Origin of the sequence: Photobacterium sp. NCIMB 13483, from assembly GCF_003025475.1 — a bacterium.
GTDB lineage: Bacteria > Pseudomonadota > Gammaproteobacteria > Enterobacterales > Vibrionaceae > Photobacterium > Photobacterium piscicola.
On sequence record NZ_PYLV01000032.1, the window covers coordinates 1 to 22,883 of the forward strand.

The 22,883-nt window shown below is 38.8% G+C and carries 15 protein-coding genes and 2 pseudogenes; 5 read left to right on the top strand and 12 right to left on the bottom strand.

The features are described from left to right. Nucleotides 1–126: pseudogene (locus C9I86_RS18225) on the top strand (transposase); the annotation flags it as partial. Nucleotides 127–230: 104 nt separating this feature from the next. Here C9I86_RS18225 and murP read toward each other — a convergent pair. Next, nucleotides 231–1,685: a PTS N-acetylmuramic acid transporter subunit IIBC gene (murP, locus tag C9I86_RS18230; RefSeq protein WP_107277117.1), complete on the bottom strand. Its 1,455-nt coding sequence runs from the start codon at nucleotides 1,683–1,685 to the stop codon at nucleotides 231–233. Nucleotides 1,686–1,716: 31 nt separating this feature from the next. Then, entirely contained in the window at nucleotides 1,717–2,622 is a 906-nt protein-coding gene (gene murQ / locus C9I86_RS18235; protein WP_107277118.1) for an N-acetylmuramic acid 6-phosphate etherase, read from the bottom strand. 251 nt (nucleotides 2,623–2,873) lie between these two features. Here murQ and C9I86_RS18240 point away from each other — a divergent pair, with 251 nt between their 5' ends. Next, nucleotides 2,874–3,725 (top strand): SIS domain-containing protein, encoded by an 852-nt coding sequence (locus C9I86_RS18240; RefSeq protein ID WP_107277119.1) that lies wholly within the window; start codon nucleotides 2,874–2,876, stop codon nucleotides 3,723–3,725. Nucleotides 3,726–3,791: 66 nt separating this feature from the next. Here C9I86_RS18240 and C9I86_RS18245 read toward each other — a convergent pair whose 3' ends face one another. The 8 genes and pseudogenes from C9I86_RS18245 to C9I86_RS20305 all read right to left on the bottom strand — a co-directional run bounded on the left by C9I86_RS18245 (nucleotide 3,792) and on the right by C9I86_RS20305 (nucleotide 16,189). After that, complete coding sequence (locus C9I86_RS18245; protein ID WP_107277120.1) at nucleotides 3,792–7,241, bottom strand: SNF2-related protein; 3,450 nt, start codon at nucleotides 7,239–7,241, stop codon at nucleotides 3,792–3,794. Continuing rightward, nucleotides 7,232–8,683 (bottom strand): EH signature domain-containing protein, encoded by a 1,452-nt coding sequence (locus C9I86_RS18250; protein ID WP_107277121.1) that lies wholly within the window; start codon nucleotides 8,681–8,683, stop codon nucleotides 7,232–7,234. Before C9I86_RS18250 ends, C9I86_RS18245 begins: the two co-directional genes overlap by 10 nt. Beyond that, a complete protein-coding gene (locus C9I86_RS18255; protein WP_107277122.1) occupies nucleotides 8,680–9,414 on the bottom strand; it encodes a flagellar motor protein MotB in 735 nt (244 codons plus the stop codon). Before C9I86_RS18255 ends, C9I86_RS18250 begins: the two co-directional genes overlap by 4 nt. After that, nucleotides 9,407–11,524, bottom strand: a complete 2,118-nt coding sequence (gene zorA, locus C9I86_RS18260) for an anti-phage ZorAB system protein ZorA (protein ID WP_107186701.1) — start codon at nucleotides 11,522–11,524, stop codon at nucleotides 9,407–9,409. Before zorA ends, C9I86_RS18255 begins: the two co-directional genes overlap by 8 nt. Nucleotides 11,525–11,572: 48 nt before the next feature. Next, nucleotides 11,573–11,873, bottom strand: a pseudogene (locus C9I86_RS20405) (type I restriction enzyme endonuclease domain-containing protein); the annotation flags it as partial. Between the two features lie 148 nt (nucleotides 11,874–12,021). Then, nucleotides 12,022–12,168 (bottom strand): AlpA family phage regulatory protein, encoded by a 147-nt coding sequence (locus tag C9I86_RS20410; RefSeq protein ID WP_107277123.1) that lies wholly within the window; start codon nucleotides 12,166–12,168, stop codon nucleotides 12,022–12,024. Nucleotides 12,169–12,187: 19 nt separating this feature from the next. Beyond that, nucleotides 12,188–13,534, bottom strand: coding sequence for an McrC family protein (locus C9I86_RS18275; protein WP_107277124.1), 1,347 nt, complete (start codon nucleotides 13,532–13,534; stop codon nucleotides 12,188–12,190). A gap of 9 nt (nucleotides 13,535–13,543) precedes the next feature. Next, entirely contained in the window at nucleotides 13,544–16,189 is a 2,646-nt protein-coding gene (locus C9I86_RS20305) for an AAA family ATPase (protein WP_241956915.1), read from the bottom strand. Nucleotides 16,190–16,652: 463 nt separating this feature from the next. Here C9I86_RS20305 and ylqF point away from each other — a divergent pair, with 463 nt between their 5' ends. Next, nucleotides 16,653–17,609 (top strand): ribosome biogenesis GTPase YlqF, encoded by a 957-nt coding sequence (gene ylqF, locus C9I86_RS18285; protein WP_107277125.1) that lies wholly within the window; start codon nucleotides 16,653–16,655, stop codon nucleotides 17,607–17,609. A gap of 557 nt (nucleotides 17,610–18,166) precedes the next feature. Continuing rightward, complete coding sequence (locus C9I86_RS18290) at nucleotides 18,167–19,327, top strand: MFS transporter (RefSeq protein WP_235865759.1); 1,161 nt, start codon at nucleotides 18,167–18,169, stop codon at nucleotides 19,325–19,327. 72 nt (nucleotides 19,328–19,399) lie between these two features. On the opposite strand, the gene C9I86_RS18295 is transcribed toward C9I86_RS18290, so the two are convergent. Beyond that, the gene (locus tag C9I86_RS18295) at nucleotides 19,400–20,302 is read right to left on the bottom strand and encodes an ROK family protein (protein ID WP_107277126.1); all 903 of its coding nucleotides are present in this window, start codon (nucleotides 20,300–20,302) and stop codon (nucleotides 19,400–19,402) included. A gap of 255 nt (nucleotides 20,303–20,557) precedes the next feature. Between C9I86_RS18295 and rodA the strand changes: the two genes are divergently transcribed. Then, complete coding sequence (gene rodA / locus C9I86_RS18300; RefSeq protein WP_080155811.1) at nucleotides 20,558–21,649, top strand: rod shape-determining protein RodA; 1,092 nt, start codon at nucleotides 20,558–20,560, stop codon at nucleotides 21,647–21,649. A gap of 144 nt (nucleotides 21,650–21,793) precedes the next feature. On the opposite strand, the gene C9I86_RS18305 is transcribed toward rodA, so the two are convergent. Next, a complete protein-coding gene (locus C9I86_RS18305) occupies nucleotides 21,794–22,789 on the bottom strand; it encodes an outer membrane beta-barrel protein (RefSeq protein ID WP_107277127.1) in 996 nt (331 codons plus the stop codon). Between the last annotated feature and the right edge of the window lie 94 nt (nucleotides 22,790–22,883).

Genomic DNA, 22,883 nt, shown 5'->3' on the forward strand with positions numbered 1-22,883 from the left:
CTTTATGCTCGAATGGGCGATGCTTCAGCATATAAATGCGGACGCGATGCAAGTGCCAGTATAGGTTTAGTCCCCGCTCATTCAGGTAGTGGTGGTCATAATAAGCTATTAGGTATAAGTAAAAAGGCCTGACTCCGATTGAATATCGAAATCAAGCCTTACTAGCCACTAAACCGAAATGTCCAAGAATTAGGAATTGCTTATTAAATCGGCTTCTCAATAATGTGGTCTTAACTTAAATCAACATTTTTAGTACCAAAGAACCATGTCATTGCAAATCCAACAAGATATGAAATTAGCAAACCGATGGTAAATATTGCCATACCCGCAAAAATACCTGAGCTTGATGTCATTAATGGCAAGGCAACAATACCTGATGGGCCAAATACCGTATTTAAACCAATTGGTAACCCCATGTAAGAGACTAATCCAATAAAGAAACCACCAGCAGAACCACCAACACAAGCAGTAACAAAAGGTTTAACACGCGGTAGTGTAACGCCGTAAATAAGCGGCTCGCCAATACCTAAGAAGCCCGGAATAATAGCGCCTTTGACTTGCGTTCGTAGCAAAGAATCTTTTTTAGCTTTAGCATATAACGCTAATGCTGCCCCTACTTGCCCCGCTCCTGCCATCGCTAAAATGGGGAAAAGTGAATTAAAGCCCTGAGCATCCATCAAAGCAAAATACACAGGTACAAAGCCTTGGTGAATACCAAACATTACTGAGATTAAGAATAATCCCGCTAAGATCGCACTACCGAATGGATTACCATTAAGGTTGATGAATAACCATGACATACCTTTAAATAACTCACCGCCAATCGGCATGATGATCACAAAGGTTACTGCTCCCATGATCAACAAGGTGATCATCGAGGTTAAAATCATGTCTAGATTATCGGGAATAAATTGACGGACTTTTTTCTCAACACCAGCACCAATAATGGCGGCAATTAACACCCCAATAATATTGCCACGAGGATCAATACCGTTACCAAAAAAATCCGTCATTCCCGAGTAAATGCCAGTGGTTGCATCTGGGTTATAACCTAATACAAAAAAAGACGCTAATATGGCACCATTAACGCCTGAGCCACCAAACGCTTGCTGAGCATTATAACCAATTAGGATACTTAAAAAGCTAAACAACCCTTTACTAAAGACTTTCATATACGCAATTAAATCAAGTAAATGGGTATTAGGTGTTGCATGACCAAGCACAAAAAGTTGTTCTAATAATGTTGCTATACCGAGTAGCAAACCCGCGGCAATAAAACCTGGAATTAAAGGCGTAAAAATAGTCGCAAACTTACTTAGAAAACGCTGTGCTGCACTGGTTTGTTTTTTCTTTAATTGCTGTTTATGCGCAGAAGCAACATCTTTAAGATCAGTTTGCTGGTTTGATATACCCCCTGACTCTCCCGGTTCTTTCTCAAGCATGCTATTCATCATTTCAGCCGCCGTTTGTGCTTTACCCGGCCCTAAAACAATTTGAAATTGATCATCACTTTCAACTAATCCCATGACGCCAGCAATGCGCTTGATTGAATCTCGATCAGCTAAGTTATCATCTTGTAATGTAAGACGTAATCGCGTCATACAGTTACCACATTTGATAACATTTCCCTTGCCACCGATTGCCGTGAGTATTTTTTGTATCATTGAAGCGGTTATTTTGGCCATCTTATGCTCCTTAATAAAACCTATTGTTTAATCATTCTTGGTCTAAAAGTGCATGACGAATAAAGCCATTATGTTTACTCAGTTTTGCAGCTGCTAACTCTGCATCAATATCAAGTAAAATCATTAAGATGGCGGTTTTACAGTGATTATTACATTGGGCTAATGCTTCAGCCGCCTGTGATTCTAAGCATCCCGTCGCTTCAACCACAATATTATGCTGACGCTGAATAAGCTTGGCATTGGTTGCTTCAACATCAACCATTAGGTTTCCAAACACTTTTCCGGTACGAATCATTGCGCCAGTGGTTAACATATTCAGCACTAGCTTCTGTGCGGTACCCGCTTTCATTCTTGAAGAACCCGTTACGACTTCAGGTCCAACAATAGGCGTCATATTAATGTCTGCAATCTGCGTCATTGGACTATTGGCATTACAGCTTAATGTCGCAACCGTTGCGCCAACGCTTTTTGCATAGTTCATCGCCCCGACTACATAAGGTGTACGCCCACTTGCAGCAATCCCCACAAGTATATCTTTGTTATTAAAACCAATTTGTTGCAAATCCGCAGCACCAAGTTCAAGGTTATCTTCTGCGTTTTCAACCGCTTTTAAAATAGCTTGATGTCCACCCGCGATTAGTCCAACCACTACGTCAGGGTTTGAGCCATATGTTGGAGGACACTCACTGGCATCTAAAATACCTAATCGACCTGACGTTCCAGCGCCTACGTAAATCAAGCGACCGCCAGATTGGAAAGCATTTGCTATAAGATCAACAACCTTCGCTATTTCAGGAATAATAGCTTCTACCGCTAAAGCCACTTTCTGATCTTCCTGATTAATCACTTTCAACATATCAATTGTTGGAAGCATATCGATATTCTCACTCACTGCATTTCGGCTTTCAGTCACTAAGGTTGTTAGGTCGATCTTCATAATCTGCTCTCTTGCTTAAATATTAGGTTTGAGAGAAATCATATAGAATGAAAAATTCAATTAAGTGACAATAATCACAACTAAAATTATTCATTTTATGCCAAAATTAGAGAATAAATAGGATTAGTAATATCTAGACACAGATCGAAAAACAAAACTTACCCATTTATTTTCAATAAGATAACAAAACATCACCAAAAGAATAATATTTATCCAATGTTGAATAATTAATTCAAAAAAATGAGGGAATTATGAGTATTTTAGAGAAGATGCAAAACCAGAGAAGTGGTTTATCGAGCAATGGTGTGAAAATATTAGACTTTATTCTTGAAGATCCAGCATCATTAAGCGCTTATGTTAGCCAAGATTTAGCCGCCAAAGTTGGCGTTTCTCAATCAGGTATCATCAAATTTGCCCAACGGCTTGGATTTAAAGGTTTTACGGCTCTTAAACTTGCCATTATTGAAGATCTTGCTCAACAAAAGGCCATTCTAGAGCCTAAAAGACCCATTCATAACAAAATTCATAGCGATGATTCTTCATTAACTATTGCTCAAAAGTTAATTCAAGAGAAAACCCACGCTATGATTGCAACAACCAATGCCATTAATTTTTCTGAGTTTGAGGCTATTGTTAAGCAGATCAATCAAGCGCAACGTATTCAAATTGTCGGTATTGGTGGTTCAGCATTAACAGCAAAAGATCTTACTTTTAAACTGTTAAAAATCGGGATTACAGCGCTCAACGAACAAGATACGCATGTCCAAGTTGCCACAGCAAATACACTCACTAAAGACGATATACTCATCGCGATTTCATTTTCAGGCACACGCAGAGAAATACTTGTTGCGGCTCAATCTGCCTATGATAAAGGCGCAACAATTATTGCATTAACCAATATTAAAAAAAGCCCCTTACGAAAATTAGCCCACCACACGATTGATACCATTGCTGATGAAAAACAGTTTCGCAGTTCTTCTATTTCTTCTCGAACGGCACAAAATGTCATTACAGACCTACTTTTTATGACGTTATTACAACTGAAAAGTGATAAAGCAAAACTATTACTCAACGAGATATCCTCCGCAGTAGAAAGGATCTGATTTGAAGTGGCATAGTTACTTATAACCATCACCCTACGGAGAAATGTTATGACCGAATTAAACCAACTACACTTTTAATCGATCTTTACCTAACCTCGTTAATATATCTTTAAAAGTAACTTCATATTGTTCTAGATAACTCAACAGCTTCGCTCTACTCATAATTTCCACACCACATGTGACAGCAATTTCGTGAGTTCTTTTAGCTAACGAAGGAGAGTTGGTTACGAAAATCAAACGTTCGAAAGTACTTCTCATCGCTGATTCATAAATTGGTTTAGCAGAATGAATCTCCTGTATCCCTTTATAGCCATCATATTGTCGTTGCGTAAACTTAGCCTGGAGCAAAATATTGCCACCACCATTAAGTAGCACACCGTCAGCACCATGATCTGCACCATTGTTCGTCAACCACGCGCTTTCACTATTGGTAACCTTTGCCAGCAATTCTACACATAACGCTTCAAACTGCTGCCAACTTAACTTATCAAGTTCAGCAGCTGTAATTAGTTTATCAATCAATTCACCAGAAATCGCTCCCCCAACACCTGCTGGCTGCGGAACAACATCTTCCGGTGTTACAACAGCGTCCTTCAGTAAAGTTTTTTGGGTAAGGAGCCTATGTAGGTTTACATCAAATGATTCAAATTCAGGGTGATGCAACAGAGGGATGTAGATATGGACCTCATTCGCCTGTCCGATACGATAAACCCTATCCGTTGCTTGAGCCTCTTTAGCTGGGTTCCAATGCCGCTCTAAGTGAACAACATGATTAGCGCCCACAACAGTAAGGCCAACGCCCGCTGCAACTGGAGACATTACAATTAAATTAAAGCCTTCTTTGGCTTCAAAATCTGCAATCATTGATTTTCGAGTTGGAACAGATTTACGCTTTGCTACAGCTTTAGCATCACCATTAATCACGGAGAGCGGACCTAAGTTATAGATCTGCCCTAAAGTCACACTTAAGAAGCTTTGCAGGCGTTTGTTAACAACAAAAATTATGCACTTCTCATGTCTAGTTCGTACTCGGTCTAAAATCTTAAGCAAGGAAACTAGTTTTCCTGATTCACCGAATAAAGCCCTCGCTGATTTTGCATTTTTGGGTATTTCAAGGCGGCCTCCATCACTTAACCGAGGATGTAACGAGCTATCTCTTAGCCTCATTAACGTGGTAAGTGCGTGGCTCTCTTCATTCTCGAGTTGATTGCTAATAGCCCCTTCATAAACATCCCTTTGGTAGCCAACCATTGTCGACTTAAGTTCTTCTAAATATTTCCAGTTTTCAAATTCTCCGCCAGCATACATATGTTTTAGAGGTAACCCTTTAAGGTTGTCCTCTTTAATGCGTCTCAACATCAATGCCCCGACCGCTATACGGAGTTCTCTTCCAAGCCTAGCTCTTGTTTCTTCAACTTCATCACCAGCAGCCTTAAGAATTGGTGAAATATACCGAGCTCGAAATTCTTGATAATTACCGAGATGGCCTGGACAAGCTGTATCCATTAAGCACCAAAAATCGGCTAAGCTATTTTCAACAGGCGTACCGGTAGCCACTAGTTTGAAATCAGCTTTTAGCCCCTTAGCTGCTCGAGTTTGAAGTGCATTCGGGTTTTTAATATTCTGGGCTTCATCGAAAACCACGATACCCCAATCAATCAAACACATAGAGAACTGATAATCGCGCAAGGTTTGATAAGTAGTGATAACCAATCGCTCTGGAAGATCTAAACGACCTGGACCAAAGTGTTTCCCAACTTTCAAAGAATACTTAGGCTCTAAACAATCATCATATGCGCTCTGACTTCGAATCTCCACACCACCCATTCGATAGTCATTTAGCTCAGCAGCTGATTGCAAAATAACCACATCTTTGAATGGTGAACGTTTAAAGGTTTTATCTACCTCATCCTTCCAGTTTTCCAATAAACTCAAAGGAGCCACTATCAGCGTAGGTTTCTTCGTTTCACCGCTAATTTGTTGTCGTTGATAAATATTTTCGATCGCAGATAGGGCCATAAATGTCTTACCCAGCCCCATATCATCTGCTAGCAAGGCTCCACTAATTTTCGAGTCTGATGAGACTTTTTGTTCAACGCCTAAAATCCAACGAACACCAATATCCTGATGTGGAAAAGGTGTCCGCTTGTAGTTCTCCCAATTTAACTCACCATCCCATGAAATATCAGAAATAAGCTGTTCGACTTTATGAGAATTTTCTGACAGCTCTTCATCATTTAAATCAATATCAACCACATGTATTTCTGATCCTGCCGATTCAGTTTCGGCATCTTCTGGATCACCTTGGCTCGGACTATCTGCATTAGGGTTAGATATCTTATGGTCAATTTCTTTTAGAACTTTCTCAACTGCAACAGGATCACTGATATCGTATGATTTTCCTTCATAATCAAAAACCGTTGCTCCAGTTTGTTGGGCATCTTCAATCTTCTTAGTAACATCCTCAAGTGTTGTTCTATCGCTAATACTATCGGTAAGCTTAGATATTGAATTAATCACATCATTTAAAGAGGAAGCTCCAAACCAATCAATGCCTGACTCGTCCGTCTCTCCAAAATAGGCGTGTTTAAAGACTGTCGCACCATGAACCCTGATGGAAAAACCTAACTCAAGATCGACTAAGCTCGCATTAATATATGCAGTAGGGTTCTCCAAGAACGCTTTAACTTGTTTTTGGGGTATTACTCTGTTGCTAATAACTTCTTTTACAGCCATGAGCTTTTCTTCAGAAAACAAGACTATTTCATCACCCACTTTCAGAGTCACTGAATTGTCGCTTTGTAACTGTCCCAAAACCTTTTGAATCGACTCATGGCTTGCACTTTGCCCCATGTTTGGAGTCAATATCAGCTCGCCTTGAGAATTCAGCTCTGCTTCTACCGTAATTTTATTGGGTGTTAAAATTCTTAGTTTTTCAAAGTGCTTTAGATTCAACTTACAACCACTCTTCTGAGCCTCTTGCAAAGAGTGTAGGTACAATAAGTTATCGTATTCAGAACGAGCAGATTTACCATGAGCTTTATGTACATTAAAGACCATAAGCTGTTCGGGAGTTAGCAGGTACTGCTCATTTTGACTTAAGCGAATGAGAGGGCCGTCCACAGTATAATTTAACGTTGTTCGACCTTGTTTAGTTGTTACCGACAGATCAATGTTAAAGGTGGGTGTGCTAGCTTTTCCTTGAATATCAGCGTCAATGATCCCTTTCCAAACCGAAGGTAAACCAAACAAGTCTCTCAACTCAGAATCGAGTCTGACCGCTGTATCGGCAGGCATAATAAAGCCATCAGGAAACGAGCTTACATCACCCTGCTCTTCAAGCATTTTAAGTGCAACATACTGCGCTGTTATCCACTCATCAGCTTTACCAGCTTTAATTTTCTCTAAGGTTTTCTTGGAAGTAGTAAAATCAAGGCTATCATCACAGACTAACTCAAATTTAGACGACTTATCTAAACCAGAAAAGAACTTGCTGATTAAAGAGGTTAACTCCACTCTCGCACCCCATAACGCTGTTTAAAATCAATATAATCTACATTTGAAAGCACATCTTTAGGCGTCAGTTTAACCCCTAACCCTCTTAATGCTGTAAGTGCTTTTCGTTGCCATGAATAGCCAACTGGAGAATGCGTTATTTTTGCTATGGCTCCAGACGACAGACGTGACATTTGATAATTAATACCACTTGTTAATTGAGAATAGGTAGGATTAACGATGTCATAATTAAACACACAAACAGAAGGATCAAAATGCTTATACAACCATAGATAACAACTATGACTTCCTTCTATCATGTGCGCACCATCCATCTGAACATATATTATTGACTTGTCGCCATCTCTTACTGTGGAGAAATTTGGCAAGTGCTTAGGGTCATAATTTCTCTTCAAATACCTTGCAGCATCCTGGCTCAAATAGAGCCGGGTATTTGAAATAACTCCCGCATCGAACATCCCTTCTAAGAAACTTTTCCTCGATGGGTACATTCTCTGTAACTCGTAATTAGATGAAGAGTATGAATAATCTTCTAATGCTTCCAGAAACAACTTTAAATCCAATTTTGATAGCCATCCGCGAACAGCTTGAATCAGATTTGGTTCTAAACCCTTCCACCATTTAATGTATCTTGGATTTGAACTTGGTACTCGTGGGTCACCACCAATTGCTAAGACCACATTCATCCAAGGCTCACTAATATGAGAACCTATCGATCGGCCAATCAAAATTCTAAGAATTTGATGCCCTAGCAAACTTTCAGAATCATATCGAGAATCAAAAACAGCCGCTTTTTGAACCTCTTCTAGGAGAGGGTGATCTTGGCCCAATGGTATAGTGCTTAACTGCTCAATATAGTAAATACCTTTAGCAGCAGTTAGATAGCGGCCATTAGCATAACGTTCTAGCTTCATATCCGAAATTAAATGATCAAAGTCGATATTCTTTTGAATAGCTCTTTCCGCAAGCCACTTAGGGCCATTGGTTGACAATATATTTGCATCAAACTGCTCATCATTTCCTCGCAGTCTTTTAGCCTCCAACAACCAGTCTGCCGTAGCTTCCAAGTCTGCCAGTCGGTCATACTCTGATAAGAAATGTTGATAAAAAGACTCTATGACTAAAGAGCTTGGCTTTTTTACAACTTCTGTAATTTTATTAAGCAATCGACGCGTAAAGCTGACATTTTTCTTCGCATCTGTATGTAGTGAGAGAGCTAAGGCGCGAACGTGTACGGAACTATATAAAACGTCTTCAACTCTTTTCTTAGAGGCAAGCGCATTACATACTTCTCCATATGCAGTTCGGAATTTATTGTTATCAATACCGGCACTCTTAGAAAGCACCTCTAACTGATTCGATAGATGTGCAAAATCCTTGATGGTTTGACCAAAAGGATTAGCTGGCAAACTAACTTTGAGCTTTTTTATATTTAAACTCACTGTCCAACAATCCTCTCGAGTTCAGCAATAGATGGCTTCTTAACTGTAAATCGAATATCAATACGCCTATTCTGACTCTTTTCTTGCTGATTAGACTCTTGTAGATTGGCACGTCTTGTCGCCGCATAACCACTAACCGAGAACAGTTTTGCATGATATGCGTTTTCTAAGTCGCCGAGTTTAGGCGTTAAGTTCAGTTCATCTTGCCAGACATTCCAGATAGATATTGCTCGATCAGTAGATAATCCCCAGTTCCCTTTCCCTCGGTAATGGATACTATCACTATCGGTATGCCCCTCAATAAAAACGGTATCGAGATATTGAAAGCGGTCTTTCTTCTGAATTGCAGAATGAAGAACAACACCGATGTCCTTAACTGCTTGCTGTATGGTTGCATCGTTCGGAATTGATGATTTACCTGATGCAAAAGTCAGTGTGCTTTCGGGGATTCGGATTACTGTATCATTATCAGCAATTTCAACAATGACGTTTCTCTTCGCCAATTCATCTCGAACGTCATAAATTATGTTCTTTCTTGCTAACTCAGCTTGTTTAAGCTCTTTAATACCAGCCTCAACATCGTTTGTCTTTTGTGTTAATTCAATAATCAGAGCGACAGCTGCAAGTATAAATATAACTAACAAAGCAGACATTAAATCAGAAAATGAAACCCAGTAAGGATTTTCTTCATCTACTGAGTTTTGTGTATGCGAACGAATACCTCTACGCATGTTGGCTCACTTTATCTTGAATTTCATCAACAACACTAGAGATAGCTCTAACTGCTGTATTCATACTCTCTGCATACTGTATACTACTATTAGCCCAAATTTTAAGGTGCTCAGCCGTTTGTCCGTTAGCTTGCTCTGCATAATCTTCGAGCAGTTGGGCCATTTGCTCCGTTAACTCTTTAACATTGCGCTTCATTTCTGACGTTAGTTCGTTCAGATTACCTTTTTGTTCAGTAAGAAATTCACTCTGATTAGTGCGAAGCATACTAAACGACTGCTCAGCGCTACTTAGCATACTGTTTATCTGATCTGCAATCGCACCAAACTTGCTTGTATCTTCCAACAACTGCTCTCTTAGCGATTGAATTCTCACAACACCTAGCTGGTTTTGTTCCGCTAAATCCTTCGTGCTATTAACTGCTTCAGTAACTGCACCAGATAATTTGTTGCCCGCTTCTTTGATGTTAGAACCGAACACATTCATACTATCTGCAGCAGCTCTTAACTCATTTGCAGACTGCTGCATACTCTCTGTAGCACGAGCAGATGCCGAAACAGACGAATCAATGCTGTTTTGTAATTGTTTTCCTTGCTCAATAATATTATTAGATGTGGTTTGTTGCGATTCAGTCGCCGCTTTCACTTGAGCTAGAAGTTCATCTGTTCCAGCTTTCATCGCCTGCGTTTGATTCACAAATATATCATTACGTTCTTTTTCCATCTGACTCGCCAACCCATCACGTTCGGAGAACGTTTGGGTAAGTTGGCCAACTTGATTCTGAACGAAGTCGGTCAACACTTGGCTTTGTGCTGATACATTTTCTACTAAGTTTTTAATCGTGACTTCCATTGAAGAAGCTAGTTTCTGTTCACGCTCTGAAGCTGCTGATTCTCTTTTAGTCAGCTGATCACCCAACTCGGAAACTTGCTTTTCTACGAACTCGGTTAGAACACGCTTCTGCTCATTACCTTGAGTAACTAACTCAGAAACTTGTACTGAAATAGTTGAAATCAGTTCTTTCTCTCTTTCCGTAGATGCGTTTTGCTGAACTTCCAGTTTATTAACGAAAGCAGCCATCGAGGTACTCATTGATTCTAACGTCTTATTTACGTTCTGAGACGCTGAATCCATCGCCACACGTTGCTGTTCACCTTGCTGGCCAAAACCATCCATGAAAGATTGCAGAACGCTTTCAAGTGCTTTTTGGTTACCGTCTGATGTCTCATCTACAAGCTTATTGATAGCCGGAGCCATGATTTTTTCCAGACTACTCTCAAGACCTTGCTGAATCCCTTGAGTTGCTTGAACAAGCGATTCCTGCATTTTTTCGCCAATCTTTTCTGCTAACCCTTGTAGGCTTTCTCTTGATTGCTGGCTATCGTTAGCTATGCATTGTAGTTGAGCTTCAGCACTTAAACGTGGGAATATTCTATCAATACGGTTTTGCAACGACTTAATTTTCTTTCTAATTATTTGCTCAAGTATTTTCTCAAAAAAGTTAAATGCAACACTGAGTAAGACACCCCAAACTGATGTCATAAATGCAATTTTAGCTCCATTAATGACCCCAGCGATGCCATTTTTCATCTCGTTAACATCAGCATTGCCAGCTATATTTAAATCTGACAAACCTAACTGTAAGCCAACAAATGTTCCAATAACACCGATCGCAGTTAAGAAGCCTGGTACTGCTGCAATCATTCTATTTTCAGTGCTACCACCAGCTAAGCTAGAACTATTAAAGAAGTAGTCAGCATCAAATGTGTTATGCAACCGAATAACATCGTCAGCACCTTTCACTTCGAGCAATGTTTCGTCAAACTCGAGCCATAAGTGCCCTACTGATTTTTTTTGTTCAGCTTTTGAAATTAGATCATTACGGACATCAGAAGGCGTCGACTTCTCTGCCTCACCCAAAGACTTGTTAAGCCAAGAAACTCGTAATATTGCGCGAACAAACGCAACTATTGAGCAAATTAAGAAAAATAGAGCTACGCCCCATAAAATAACCACAAACAAAGCACTCAATTGTTCAGGTGTTTGAGGAGGAATCACGCTCAGGTTACTTAAGTCAGGCCACAAACTACCTAGATTTAGGTTACTTTCCATTTAATAACATCCAAAAGTTCAATATATAACGACGATATACTAAATTGCTTATTTACAATTCTTCTTAAAATTCTCTGCCTGCTCTAGCACACCCAGATACCCATCATCACAGATGACGAGTGGATAACTAAACTCATGCAGCAATACAATTATTTATACTTTTAATGGGGCTTTAATATCGTCTCGTTGACTCCAATTTGGATATTGAGCTTTGTTTCATGCGCTTAGCCAGCTCTATTAACTTGTCATCTGGGTAAATAAAATCGTATTTATGCGACATATGCATCACAATATCGAAGAAAGCTTTATCTTCAAAATCTATGCCCATATCTGAAAACGAATTTAACTCACCAATTAAACAGTTCCTGTTAGTTCAAAACTTGCTTCATTGATAGCTATATAAAAAATATAGTTGCATAATAGCGCAACACAACTTGCTTGCCATTTAAATTCAACAAAACATTAGCGATAGCTTGTTTTATCTACACAACATTTCATTATGTAGTTCTTTCTGCCACTTTCTCTGTTATCCATAGTTTAATGTCACTATCTATCCAAGTCACATCTCTGCCACCTAATGGTATTGTTTTAGGAAATATAAACTGAAAGGAATTCGGAGCTATAGCTGTATTGTGGCATTCCATGAAAATGACAAAGTCATTTTTAATAAAGCTCTACTAGTATTTTTGCTTCTTCCGGCCATTGAATTCCCTTCTCATCATCTTTCTCGCTAATAACAAAAGGGACAACCCACAGCTTTAAGGTTTTCTCGCCTTGAATCGGGAAATCAAAACTATGTGCTATTGCCTGCTTAAAACCTGAGTGTGAGGGATATACCAGCAACATTTCAGGGTTTTCTATTTCAATATCAAAGTAGTGATGGCCGTATGCCAACATCTGATAAAAATCACTTTGTGATAAGCCATATTTATCAGTGCCATTGGCTTTTGATAAATCGAGTAATTTCCACTTAGTGTCTAATACAGATACAACTTTATTATTATGTTCAATTACCATATCGGGCTTAAGCTTGAACCAACTCGAACCATTGTGGGTAACTAAACTCTTACTCTGTACCTGTGCTTTCAAACGATGAGTTTGCTTCAAAGTTTTACTGAGTGATTGAGCAACATAGTCCTCAAATACACGCTCCATTGGAAACAATAATGAAGCAGCATAATGATCACCTTTCATTGTTTGTGGAGAGAATCCGTCTAAAATTAGCTTCGCCCACGCTAACGGCAATTCATAATGGTTCATTCCCCTACCTAGCGCCACCAGCGAGAAATCATGCTTATGATTATAACTGACTGGTATATCAAGAAAGACGAACATCAACTCTTGTAATAGCTTTTGATTTACTGCACTTCGCACAACGTCATTCACTTTCGCTAGTGCGGCATGAATTAATCGATTTGCTGGGCGATCTAACAAAAATTCATCATATTCACAGTAGAATTTATGCTTATTAATCACATTATGACGAAGTTGCTTGCCAACATTGAGCTTACCTTTTAAAAAGGCAAGGTTGTCCTCTTTAGGTACATAATCACTGCGTAAGCCTCGCTTAATAAGAAGATTAACCGATTGTAAAAACTGGCTAATGAACACCTCAAGCAGCGGCATTTTACGACTGATAATATTAGCGTTAGAGGTTTGAATATGTTGAAAGCCTTTTAGTGCCTTTAACATGATCAATAATGACTGACGTGCATCTTCTTCTGCTTTTTTGCAAGCAAATTGGTTTTTACCGATTTTAGGTAAGATCTCAAGTTGCGTACCATCAGGGGTAAATAACACCCCTGCATAATTTTGTACTTGCAGCACTTCCATACCATGAACACTTTTTAGTTTAAGTAAGTTACGTTCCCGCTCATCACTTAAACAAATTCCTTTAAGATACTGGTAAGCCTTATCTGAAATGCCCTGAATATGTTCATGTTCGCTCGCTTTACGATCGTTGGTAATATAACTAAACTCAAACAGCGTAACGGTATTTTTCACTTTCATGCTCAACCATTAACCCTTGGTATAAATGGCAATATAAGCTTCAGGTTGATCCCATACAGAATCATCACCACAAAAAGACGCTAGCTGGAAAGTTACTTTTGTATCTTCATAGATATTAAGCCCGTGATTAGCACCAAATAAAGATTCATAGCTATCTTCTTGCTTGTTCACGAAACACAATGCTTCTTCTTTTTGATTGTCCCCCAATACAAGACGGATCTTATTCCAGTCATCAAAGAAGTACTCTTCTAACAATGGAATAATTTTGTTTTTAAATGCAGCTTTTAGCAGTCCAAAGGCATTATCTTCGTCTTGCTCATTGTACACAGGAAATAAAAAGGCATGACCAAGGGTATGCTCGCGATCATAAAGCACTTCAATACGTTTATTGAGTATGGTTAATAGTTGAGTTAAATCGATATTTTTAATTTTTCTATTCTCGAATAACTCAGGCTTTGGCATCATTTCAACAAAATCAAAACGACGACGCAGTGCCGTATCCATTAGCGCCAAAGAGCGGTCAGCCGTATTCATGGTACCGATGATGTATAAGTTATCGGGTACCGAGAATACATCACCTGAGTATGGCAACGTAACTTCTAACGCTTCCTCTACCCCTTTACGTTTTGATGGCTCAATTAGAGTGATTAATTCACCGAAGATCTTAGATATATTACCGCGGTTGATTTCATCAATAACTAACACATAGTTCTTAATTTCTTCTAACTCTTGCTTAGACTCATTTAAAAGGTGAGACAATTTCTCCCGTGAGATCACAGAATCTTTTAGATTATATAGCGTCATTTGAGAAAGCGACGATGAGAATAATTCATCAACTGGACGAGCTTCATCAAAAATCATTAACCACTTTACATCTCTCTTTTGGAAGTACCAATCTCTATCATCATCAATAAATGAGTAATTAGAAGTAATTTCAGCAATCGCTTTAAACTTATGATTCCCATCTGAAATGATAACAATATCGCCCACTGACATCTTATTAACTAAGGTATTTACTGACGTTACGTTGTAATCTTGAGGTTTCAATTGATAACCCGCTTCAATAAACTTTTCTTTAATTTTTGATGTTGAATTACAACCTTCAAAATTAATATTTCCACCATAGCCTAAAAGAAGGTAATTATTTTCAATGCACTCATTAAATACCATTTCACCTTCATCAGTTTGCGTATTACCTAATGACATCTTCCAAATTTTACGTTTGGATAAATCATAGTGAGACGATAAATCTAACTGGCTGACACGCTTCGCACGTGCACTTTCAACTGTTTTTTTAAATACACCAGATTCAATCTTGTAGTTAATTACTCCGTCAATAGTTTCAGCTTTTATGCCCTCAACGAACTCTTCATAACCGTAACTTTGGTGAAAAGTCACAAAGCGAATACGTTTCTCTTTAACTAATCGCTCGTACTCAACTTTTAACTGATCACGATTAGCCCACTTAAAATAAGGCTCAGCAGCTTTAACTGCCGCATCCATAGTATGAAAAGTTTTACCTGTACCTGGAGGGCCATAAAGAATTTGATTTAATGGTGATAATTGCGTCATCGTATAGATCTCTCCTTGTTCAGCCACTTCGTAGTCATCATCTGTAATATCAGCATCACTATCATCGAAGTAGCTCTCCGGCCAAAAAGGTTTACGTGTTATTGGGTACTGTTGTGAAAACTCAGCCAGTTTTTGTGATTTACGAGTGTGTAAATAAAGTTCGTTGGTAACTGTGGAGCACTCATAGCCATCACGATGTTGGTAACGAAGTTCATAATTAATTTTATGCAGTATTGGCTCAAAGGTTGCGAATACCTCTTCTGCTCGAGATGCGTCTAGCTCTTTTCTACCAATACGAATCATTGCACCTTTCGTTCTAGTAATAGTAAAAACATCAAGCTTGTTATCATACGCATTCTGAATCAAATCACAGAAAGCCGTTACTGTTTCAGGTGACCAAAGTTCAGCCCCTCGATTAAATACATCAATATGGGAGAATTTTTTTAAAATACTCTTTTGATGAATTCCTTTACTTTTTTGAGCAGCTTTATCCCAACACTCAGCACCAAACTGTAATAAATTTTGCTCGCCCTTTTCCGCAATTAGTCTCTGATACATGCTAGGAAATGATGTTTTACTATTACTATTTGTCAGCACTTCTAACATCGGCTTAGAAAATGTATTGATCAGCACTGGGCTATCTTGGTTCTGATAAAGAAAAGCAATTTTCCATTTAATCAAAGGCGCAAAATCAATACTGTCGATTTCAGCTAAATTACCGTCATATGCGGCTTGTGATATTTGGATTAATACTTTTTTTACGTAATTAAAGGCTTCTAACTCATTATTACCGTAACGAGTACGCCATGTATAAACATCACCATGACCAATACCACTCTGCTCTTTTCCTTCGCCATTACGCTTATAAATACCAAACTTTGCAGACGTATTGCCTTGAATAGAACCCAATTCCCTCGTCTTAGTTTCTAACCAATAAGTAAACGTATCTTGGTCATTAACAGATACATATTCTTCTAGCGTTAATTGATTAAGATTTTCACGAGGCCAACGACGAAGGAAGTCATTCCATAGCTGCTGATGTTTATTTACGAAGCTTTTTTGCAAGGGCTGGGCTAATGCCATTGTGATATACATCCAAAATTAAAATCTGAATAAGCATATCTACTCAGGTTTATAATTTCTTTGACCTAAATAACAGATTAAAAAACTTAATGAACAATAATCATCATATTTTGTACTTAAATATTAATAGATTACTTTTATAAAACAAAAAAATACAACGTCTAAACATCATTAAGAAATATTACTTTCCTCCTATCTCATGTGGCATTTATCGTTATCCACCAACCCAAGCTACCGAACAATAACTGACCATGCTTACGGCGCTGTAACGTCTAAATACATTAACGGGCAAGCATCCCCTAGCAGTTATGGTAAACTCAGTGATAAGTATTTGTATGTAAGCGATCGCAGCATTACCAGTGTGGATAGGAAATACCGTCCACCGTTATCGTTTACAGTAAATTTTAGTACCTCTGGTTGCACGCCACAGGTTAACTAGAAAAATAAAGAGTATAAAAATCAAATGAGTAGTCAAACAATTCAGTGGTTCCCGGGCCATATGCATAAAGCCCGTAAAGAAATTGAAGAGGCAATGCCGAAAGTCGATGTGATCATCGAAGTGCTAGATGCCCGTATTCCTTTTAGTAGTGAAAACCCGCTGATCAAATCATTCCGTGAAACTAATGATGGCAAACCGGTTGTTAAAGTACTGAACAAGCGTGATTTAGCTGATCCTGAAATGACCCAACTTTGGATTAATCACCTTGAAAAAGAACAAGGTGTAAAAGCGATTGCAATCACTACCGAAAACTTAAACGAAGTAAACCAGATTATGGATTTATGCCGTAAGCTTGCGCCACAGCGTGAAGAAGCGGGTAAGAAAATTCGTACGATGATCATGGGTATTCCTAACGTAGGTAAATCAACCATTATCAATGCCCTTGCGGGTCGTACTGTTGCAATTACAGGTAACCAACCTGCCGTAACGCGCCAGCAGCAACGGATTAATTTAGATAATGGTATTTTACTATCTGACACCCCTGGGATTTTGTGGCCTAAAGTAGAGAACCCGCACAGTGGTTTTCGTTTAGCGGCAACAGGTGCGATTAAAGATACAGCCATGGATTATATTGATGTTGGCTTCTTTAGTATTGAATACCTAATTAAAGCTTACCCTGATTTGATCAAAGCGCGTTACAACCTTGACGATGATCTTCCTGAGTCTGCAATTGAATTAATCGAAGAGATCGGCCGTAAGCGTGGCTGCCTAAAAGGTGGGGGGCGTGTTGATTTACACAAAGCCTCTGTGATTTTAATTAATGAATTACGTAATGGTACTTTAGGTAACATCACGCTTGAACATCCTGAAATGATCACTGAAGAACTGATCAATGTTGCGATTGCTGAAGAACGTAAAACAGAAGAAAAAATCAAGAAAAAAGAAGAACGTCGCAAGCGTTACCTTAAAAATAAGCGCTAAGTAATAAAACAATATTTTTTTACATAAGTTTTAATAGTCACTTCTATCTGTTTATTAATTTATATCTGATGAAGTGACTTTTTTTATGTTTCTAATAAATCCTATGTATCAGAAAAAATTTTATTGGTTATGATTATTTTTTTTCGTACTAATAATGGAAATAGCACCACTAAAACTCAATTACAACACTAATGATTTTAGGTTTACATCCCTAGTTATTCATTAAAATAATAAGTGTAAGCCATTAAATAACCTATCTTTTTAACAGCTGCCATAACTATTAACAATATGTGATTAAACCTACCTCTAATCATTTTTTCTATATCGATAAAATTATAAATAAAAACATCATTTCGGATTAGTTTTTCTCATTTTACTCGCACTTATATTACGTGAATAATCGCTCAGCTTTCAGTCGAAAGTAACTTAAACAGCGCTGTCTCTTATTTAACTCTCCTCTCTTTTCTGATAGGTGAGTTTTGACGACTCTTAAAGAGTATTCCTTTATTAAAAGGGACAGATAACCTAAACCGAATTTGGATGTGGAGAGTACGGTAGTGCAACAAACTACTACTTGTCACAAAAGCAATGGCATGTTGGTGCCAGTTGCGGGACTAACTGTATTTGCAATTGCTTCAGGCTACTTAATGAGCTTGATCCCGCTATCATTAGCGAACTTTAACATTGATAGTAGTTATGCCAGTTGGTTAGCAAGTATCTATTATATTGGTTTATTAATAGGATCATTAATGATTGAACCTGTTATAGCCAAAATAGGTCACCGTATTGCTTTTATTAGCTTTCTTGCATTATTAGCGTCAACGGTTGCTGTGTTACCTTTCTTTCCATATAAAGAATTATGGTTATCTGCGCGTTTAGTCGCGGGTATTGCTGTAGCGGGTATTTTTGTTGTTGTTGAATCATGGTTATTGATTGGCGATAGTGCAAAAGAGCGAGCTAAACGTCTTGGCTTCTATATGACGTCATTATACGGTGGCACAACAGTAGGCCAGCTGGCTGTTGGTTATTTTGGTGTGAAAGGGTTTATTCCGTTTGCTGTTATTATGGCACTACTGTTAATTGCCATTTTACCACCATTATTGATCAAGCAAGGTCAACCTGATAGCAGTGGCCATCAAATATTGTCTCTAAAACAAATTTCACGCTTGAGCAAGCCGGCAATTATTGGCTGTATTACCTCTGGTGTAGTAATGGGTAGCATTTATGGCTTAATGCCACTTGCGCTTAAAAAGAGTGAGCTAACAACCAACCAAATTGGGGTGTTAATGGCCGCGATTATTTTAGGTGGCATGGTTATTCAGCCGATTATTAGTAAGTTATCTATTCGCATGAGTAAAACATTATTATTGGCATTGATGTCATTATTAGGTGTATTTGCTATGGGGTTAACCTACTTATCGTCAGATTACATCATGCTAGTCAGTGCATTAGCATTATTGGGTATGTCAGCATTTGCGTTATACCCAATTGCGATTACGTTAGCGTGTGATAATTTAGATTCATCTTACATTGTAGCTGCCACTCAAGTAATGCTATTTAGTTACAGCATTGGTTCTGCATTAGGTCCAATTGGTGCGAATAGCTTCATGGCGGAACAAAATGGCTTGATGGATTTCTTCTTTATCGTACTACTGGCAACCGCTATTTATATGCTGTTTGCAAGTTTACAACGCAAGCCTCAAGTATTGGCAAGCTAAGTATAATAATACCCCATTAAAAAAGGCGTAATAGCGACATTGCTATTACGCCTTTTTATTATTACTTACAATTTACTTCACTAATGCCGCAGCACCAAAGACACCTGCGCTGTCACCTAAATCTGGTTTCACAATCTGGGTGTTTAATTCGCCATTAAATAAATGCGGTAATATTGCTTGTTGAGCGTGTTGGTATAAGGCATCAATGTTGCCCACACCGCCACCGATAACAATCACATCAGGATCAAGCACATTAATAATCTGTGCCGCAGCAATGCCAAAGTAATGTGACATTCTAGCCATCGTTGCTTGAGCATGTTCATCATCAGCCGTGCGTGCCACAATTTCTGGTAATGATAATTCAACGCCAGATTGTTCAAAGTAGAACCGTTCTAAACCTTTACCTGAAATAACGGTTTCTAAACACCCTGATTGACCGCAATAACAAAGGGCGCCATTAGGCTCAATCACGTTATGTCCCCACTCTCCGGCAATACCATGACAACCATATAAGCCTTTGCCATTAACAACGATACCCGATCCAACGCCTGTACCCATGATGATACCAAACACCACTTCAGCATTCGGTTTTACACGTTTAGCCGCACCAAAATGCGCTTCAGCTAACGCAAAACAATTCGCGTCATTCGCCAATACCACTTGTGCATCTAATAACTGGGAAAGATCTTTATCAAGCGGTTTGCCATTAAGCGCCGTTGAATTACAGTTTTTCATCACACCATAATGAGGATCTAACGTGCCTGGCGTGCCAAAGCCAATCGTGATAGGTCGTTGGCCTAATTGTTCAGCACACCTATCAATCAGTAATTTAATCTGATTTAAAATATGGGCATAACCTTGATCGCTTTCTGTTGCTATGCGCTCTCTTACTACACATTTATCCGTGCTACGCTCAATAATGGCGCATTCAATTTTAGTACCGCCTAAATCAACACCCCAGTAATAACGATCCATTTCTACTCCACTGCGATTGTATTATTTTCAGTAATTATACGTGAGGCATAGTATTAAATACTGCGACGCTGTCGAAAAAACACTCAACAACAGTGATTATTAGCCCTATTTAAAACAATAATTTGTCTATTTATTCGCCCATTGCGACAGAAATACATTTTCTTGCAAAATATCTCTTGTAGCTAAGCGATAATATTTTAAAGTAGCGGTAATTATCATCGATGCGCAATTACGCGTGGTTTACAGTAGTACTTAATGAATAAATACCGCCCTTATCTTGATCTACCACTCTGTATATCAATTCTCCTTTTGATCACATTTAGTTCATTAACTGTATGGAGTGCTAGTAGCTTTAGTGTACCTATTATTGAGCGTCACCTTGTTCGAGGCATACTCGCCGTTGGTGTATTGATTCTAATGTCCGCCATTCCTCCGGCCACCTACCAACGCTATGCTCCTTATTTATTTGTTATTACTGTGATTTTTTTACTAGGTGTGTTTGTTAGTGGTGACAGTACTAATGGCTCTCGACGCTGGTTAGCTCTTGGTCCAATTCGCTTTCAACCTTCAGAATTAGTTAAAATTGCCGTTCCATTAATGATTGCATGGGTATTAATTGCAGAAGCAGGACGCCCAACGCTTAAAAAAGTACTGGTTTGCCTGATGATAACCGCCATTCCTGCGGGGCTTATATTCATTCAGCCCGATCTTGATGGTGCTATTTTTACTATTTTGTATGCATTATTTGTACTTTACTATGCGGGTATGAGCTGGAAGTTAATTTCAACTGTTTTAGGTATTATAGGCGTAACTATACCGCTAGCATGGTATTTCGTGATGGAAACCTATCAGAAAAAGCGTGTATTACAGTTCCTTGATCCTGAATCTGATCCTCTTGGTTCTGGTTATCAGATCATCCAATCAAAAATTGCCATTGGTTCTGGCGGTATTCGTGGTAAAGGCTGGACTGATGCAACTCAAGGTAATTTAGGGTTTATTCCAGAAAGCCATACTGACTTTATTTTCTCAACTTTTGCTGAAGAATGGGGATATTGGGGCAGCGTTTTGCTATTGGGGATTTACGCCTTTATGACGTTTAGAGTGATTTGGTTAGCAAATCAATCAGAGTCACCATTTGCACGTTTAGTCAGTGCTGCTTTTGCATTAAGCTTTTTTCTTTATAGCTTCATTAATATCGGCATGGTGAGTGGCGTGTTGCCAGTAATGGGAAGTCCACTGCCTTTCTTTAGCTACGGTGGTTCTGCCATTATTACGCAAGGGGCAATATTTGGCATGATCATGTCACTTTGTCTGCGTAAAAAGTCTATTTGTGCGCCATGTAAATAAAGTCATTAACACTCAGATTATCTGATAAAAAAGCCAGCGATGTTTATTTCAATATCGCTGGCCTTTTTATTACTATTGTTTTTATTACTGCAATTTTTATTAAATAGCAGGCTCTTCAATAACAGCCTGTTTTAATAACACAGATTAACGCTCAGAAGCGGCTTCTGTTGCGATTTTTAATGCTGGCGATGTAATTTCTACACGACGGTTTTGCGCACGACCTTCTGCTGTTGCATTGGTTGCGATTGGGTGCTGTTCACCCATGCCTTGTGCTGTCACTTGAGTTGGGTTTGTCACGTATTTTGCTAACTCAGATGCCACAGCATGAGCACGCTTTTCAGACAATGCTTGGTTATAAGCTGCTGTGCCCGTATTAGAGGTATATCCAGTTACCACAATCGTTGCACTTGGGTAACGAGTTAAGCGTTTAGCCATTGGCTGTAGTGCTCTCTCATTTTCCGCCGTTAATTTATACTGATTAACACCATAATTTAATGATAATGTTGAAGGTTCAATAGTCACTGTTTGCGCTATTGCTGGCGCGATCGTATCAACTACCGGTGCCGCACCCCAGTTGTAAACAAGGCTTAGACCATAGAAGTTAGTATCAAAGTTATACGCTAAATCAGTACCACGAGGCTTTGATGATAAATCATGATAATACTGGTACTCAAGGCGCGTTGATAGATGATCGGTTAATTGATATTCAACACCAGCACCAACTGTACCAACAAGATGATCATCAGTATCATTCACACCATTACCATGGTAAGCCGTTAGCATGTAGCTACCACCCGCCTTCGCGAATAAGCCCCAGCTATCATTAACATGCCATGTTGCTTTACCTGTTAAATCAAACGCGTGTTGCTTAATATTTTGATGATCAACTTGTGCATCGCCTAACCAAGTATAGCCCGTCTCAACTGCAAACCATGGCGTAATGTTATAACCTGCAAAGATACCAGCACCAAGATCGTTTTGCTTTAGACCAAGGTTAGATGCATGATTATTTTGTTCAAAATGAGAGTAATTAGCATCACCTAAGCGAACACCAACATAATAAGGGTTAGCAGGTGCAGCCTGAGCTACACCAGAAATAAGAACAGCCAATGGTAACAGTGCAAAATATTTATTAGACATACTATTTACTTTATCGTGATTAATATTGAATAAGTTTGAATGCAATGATCTGCAAACTCAGCCAATAATGCCAAAATAGCATTTCATTGTCATA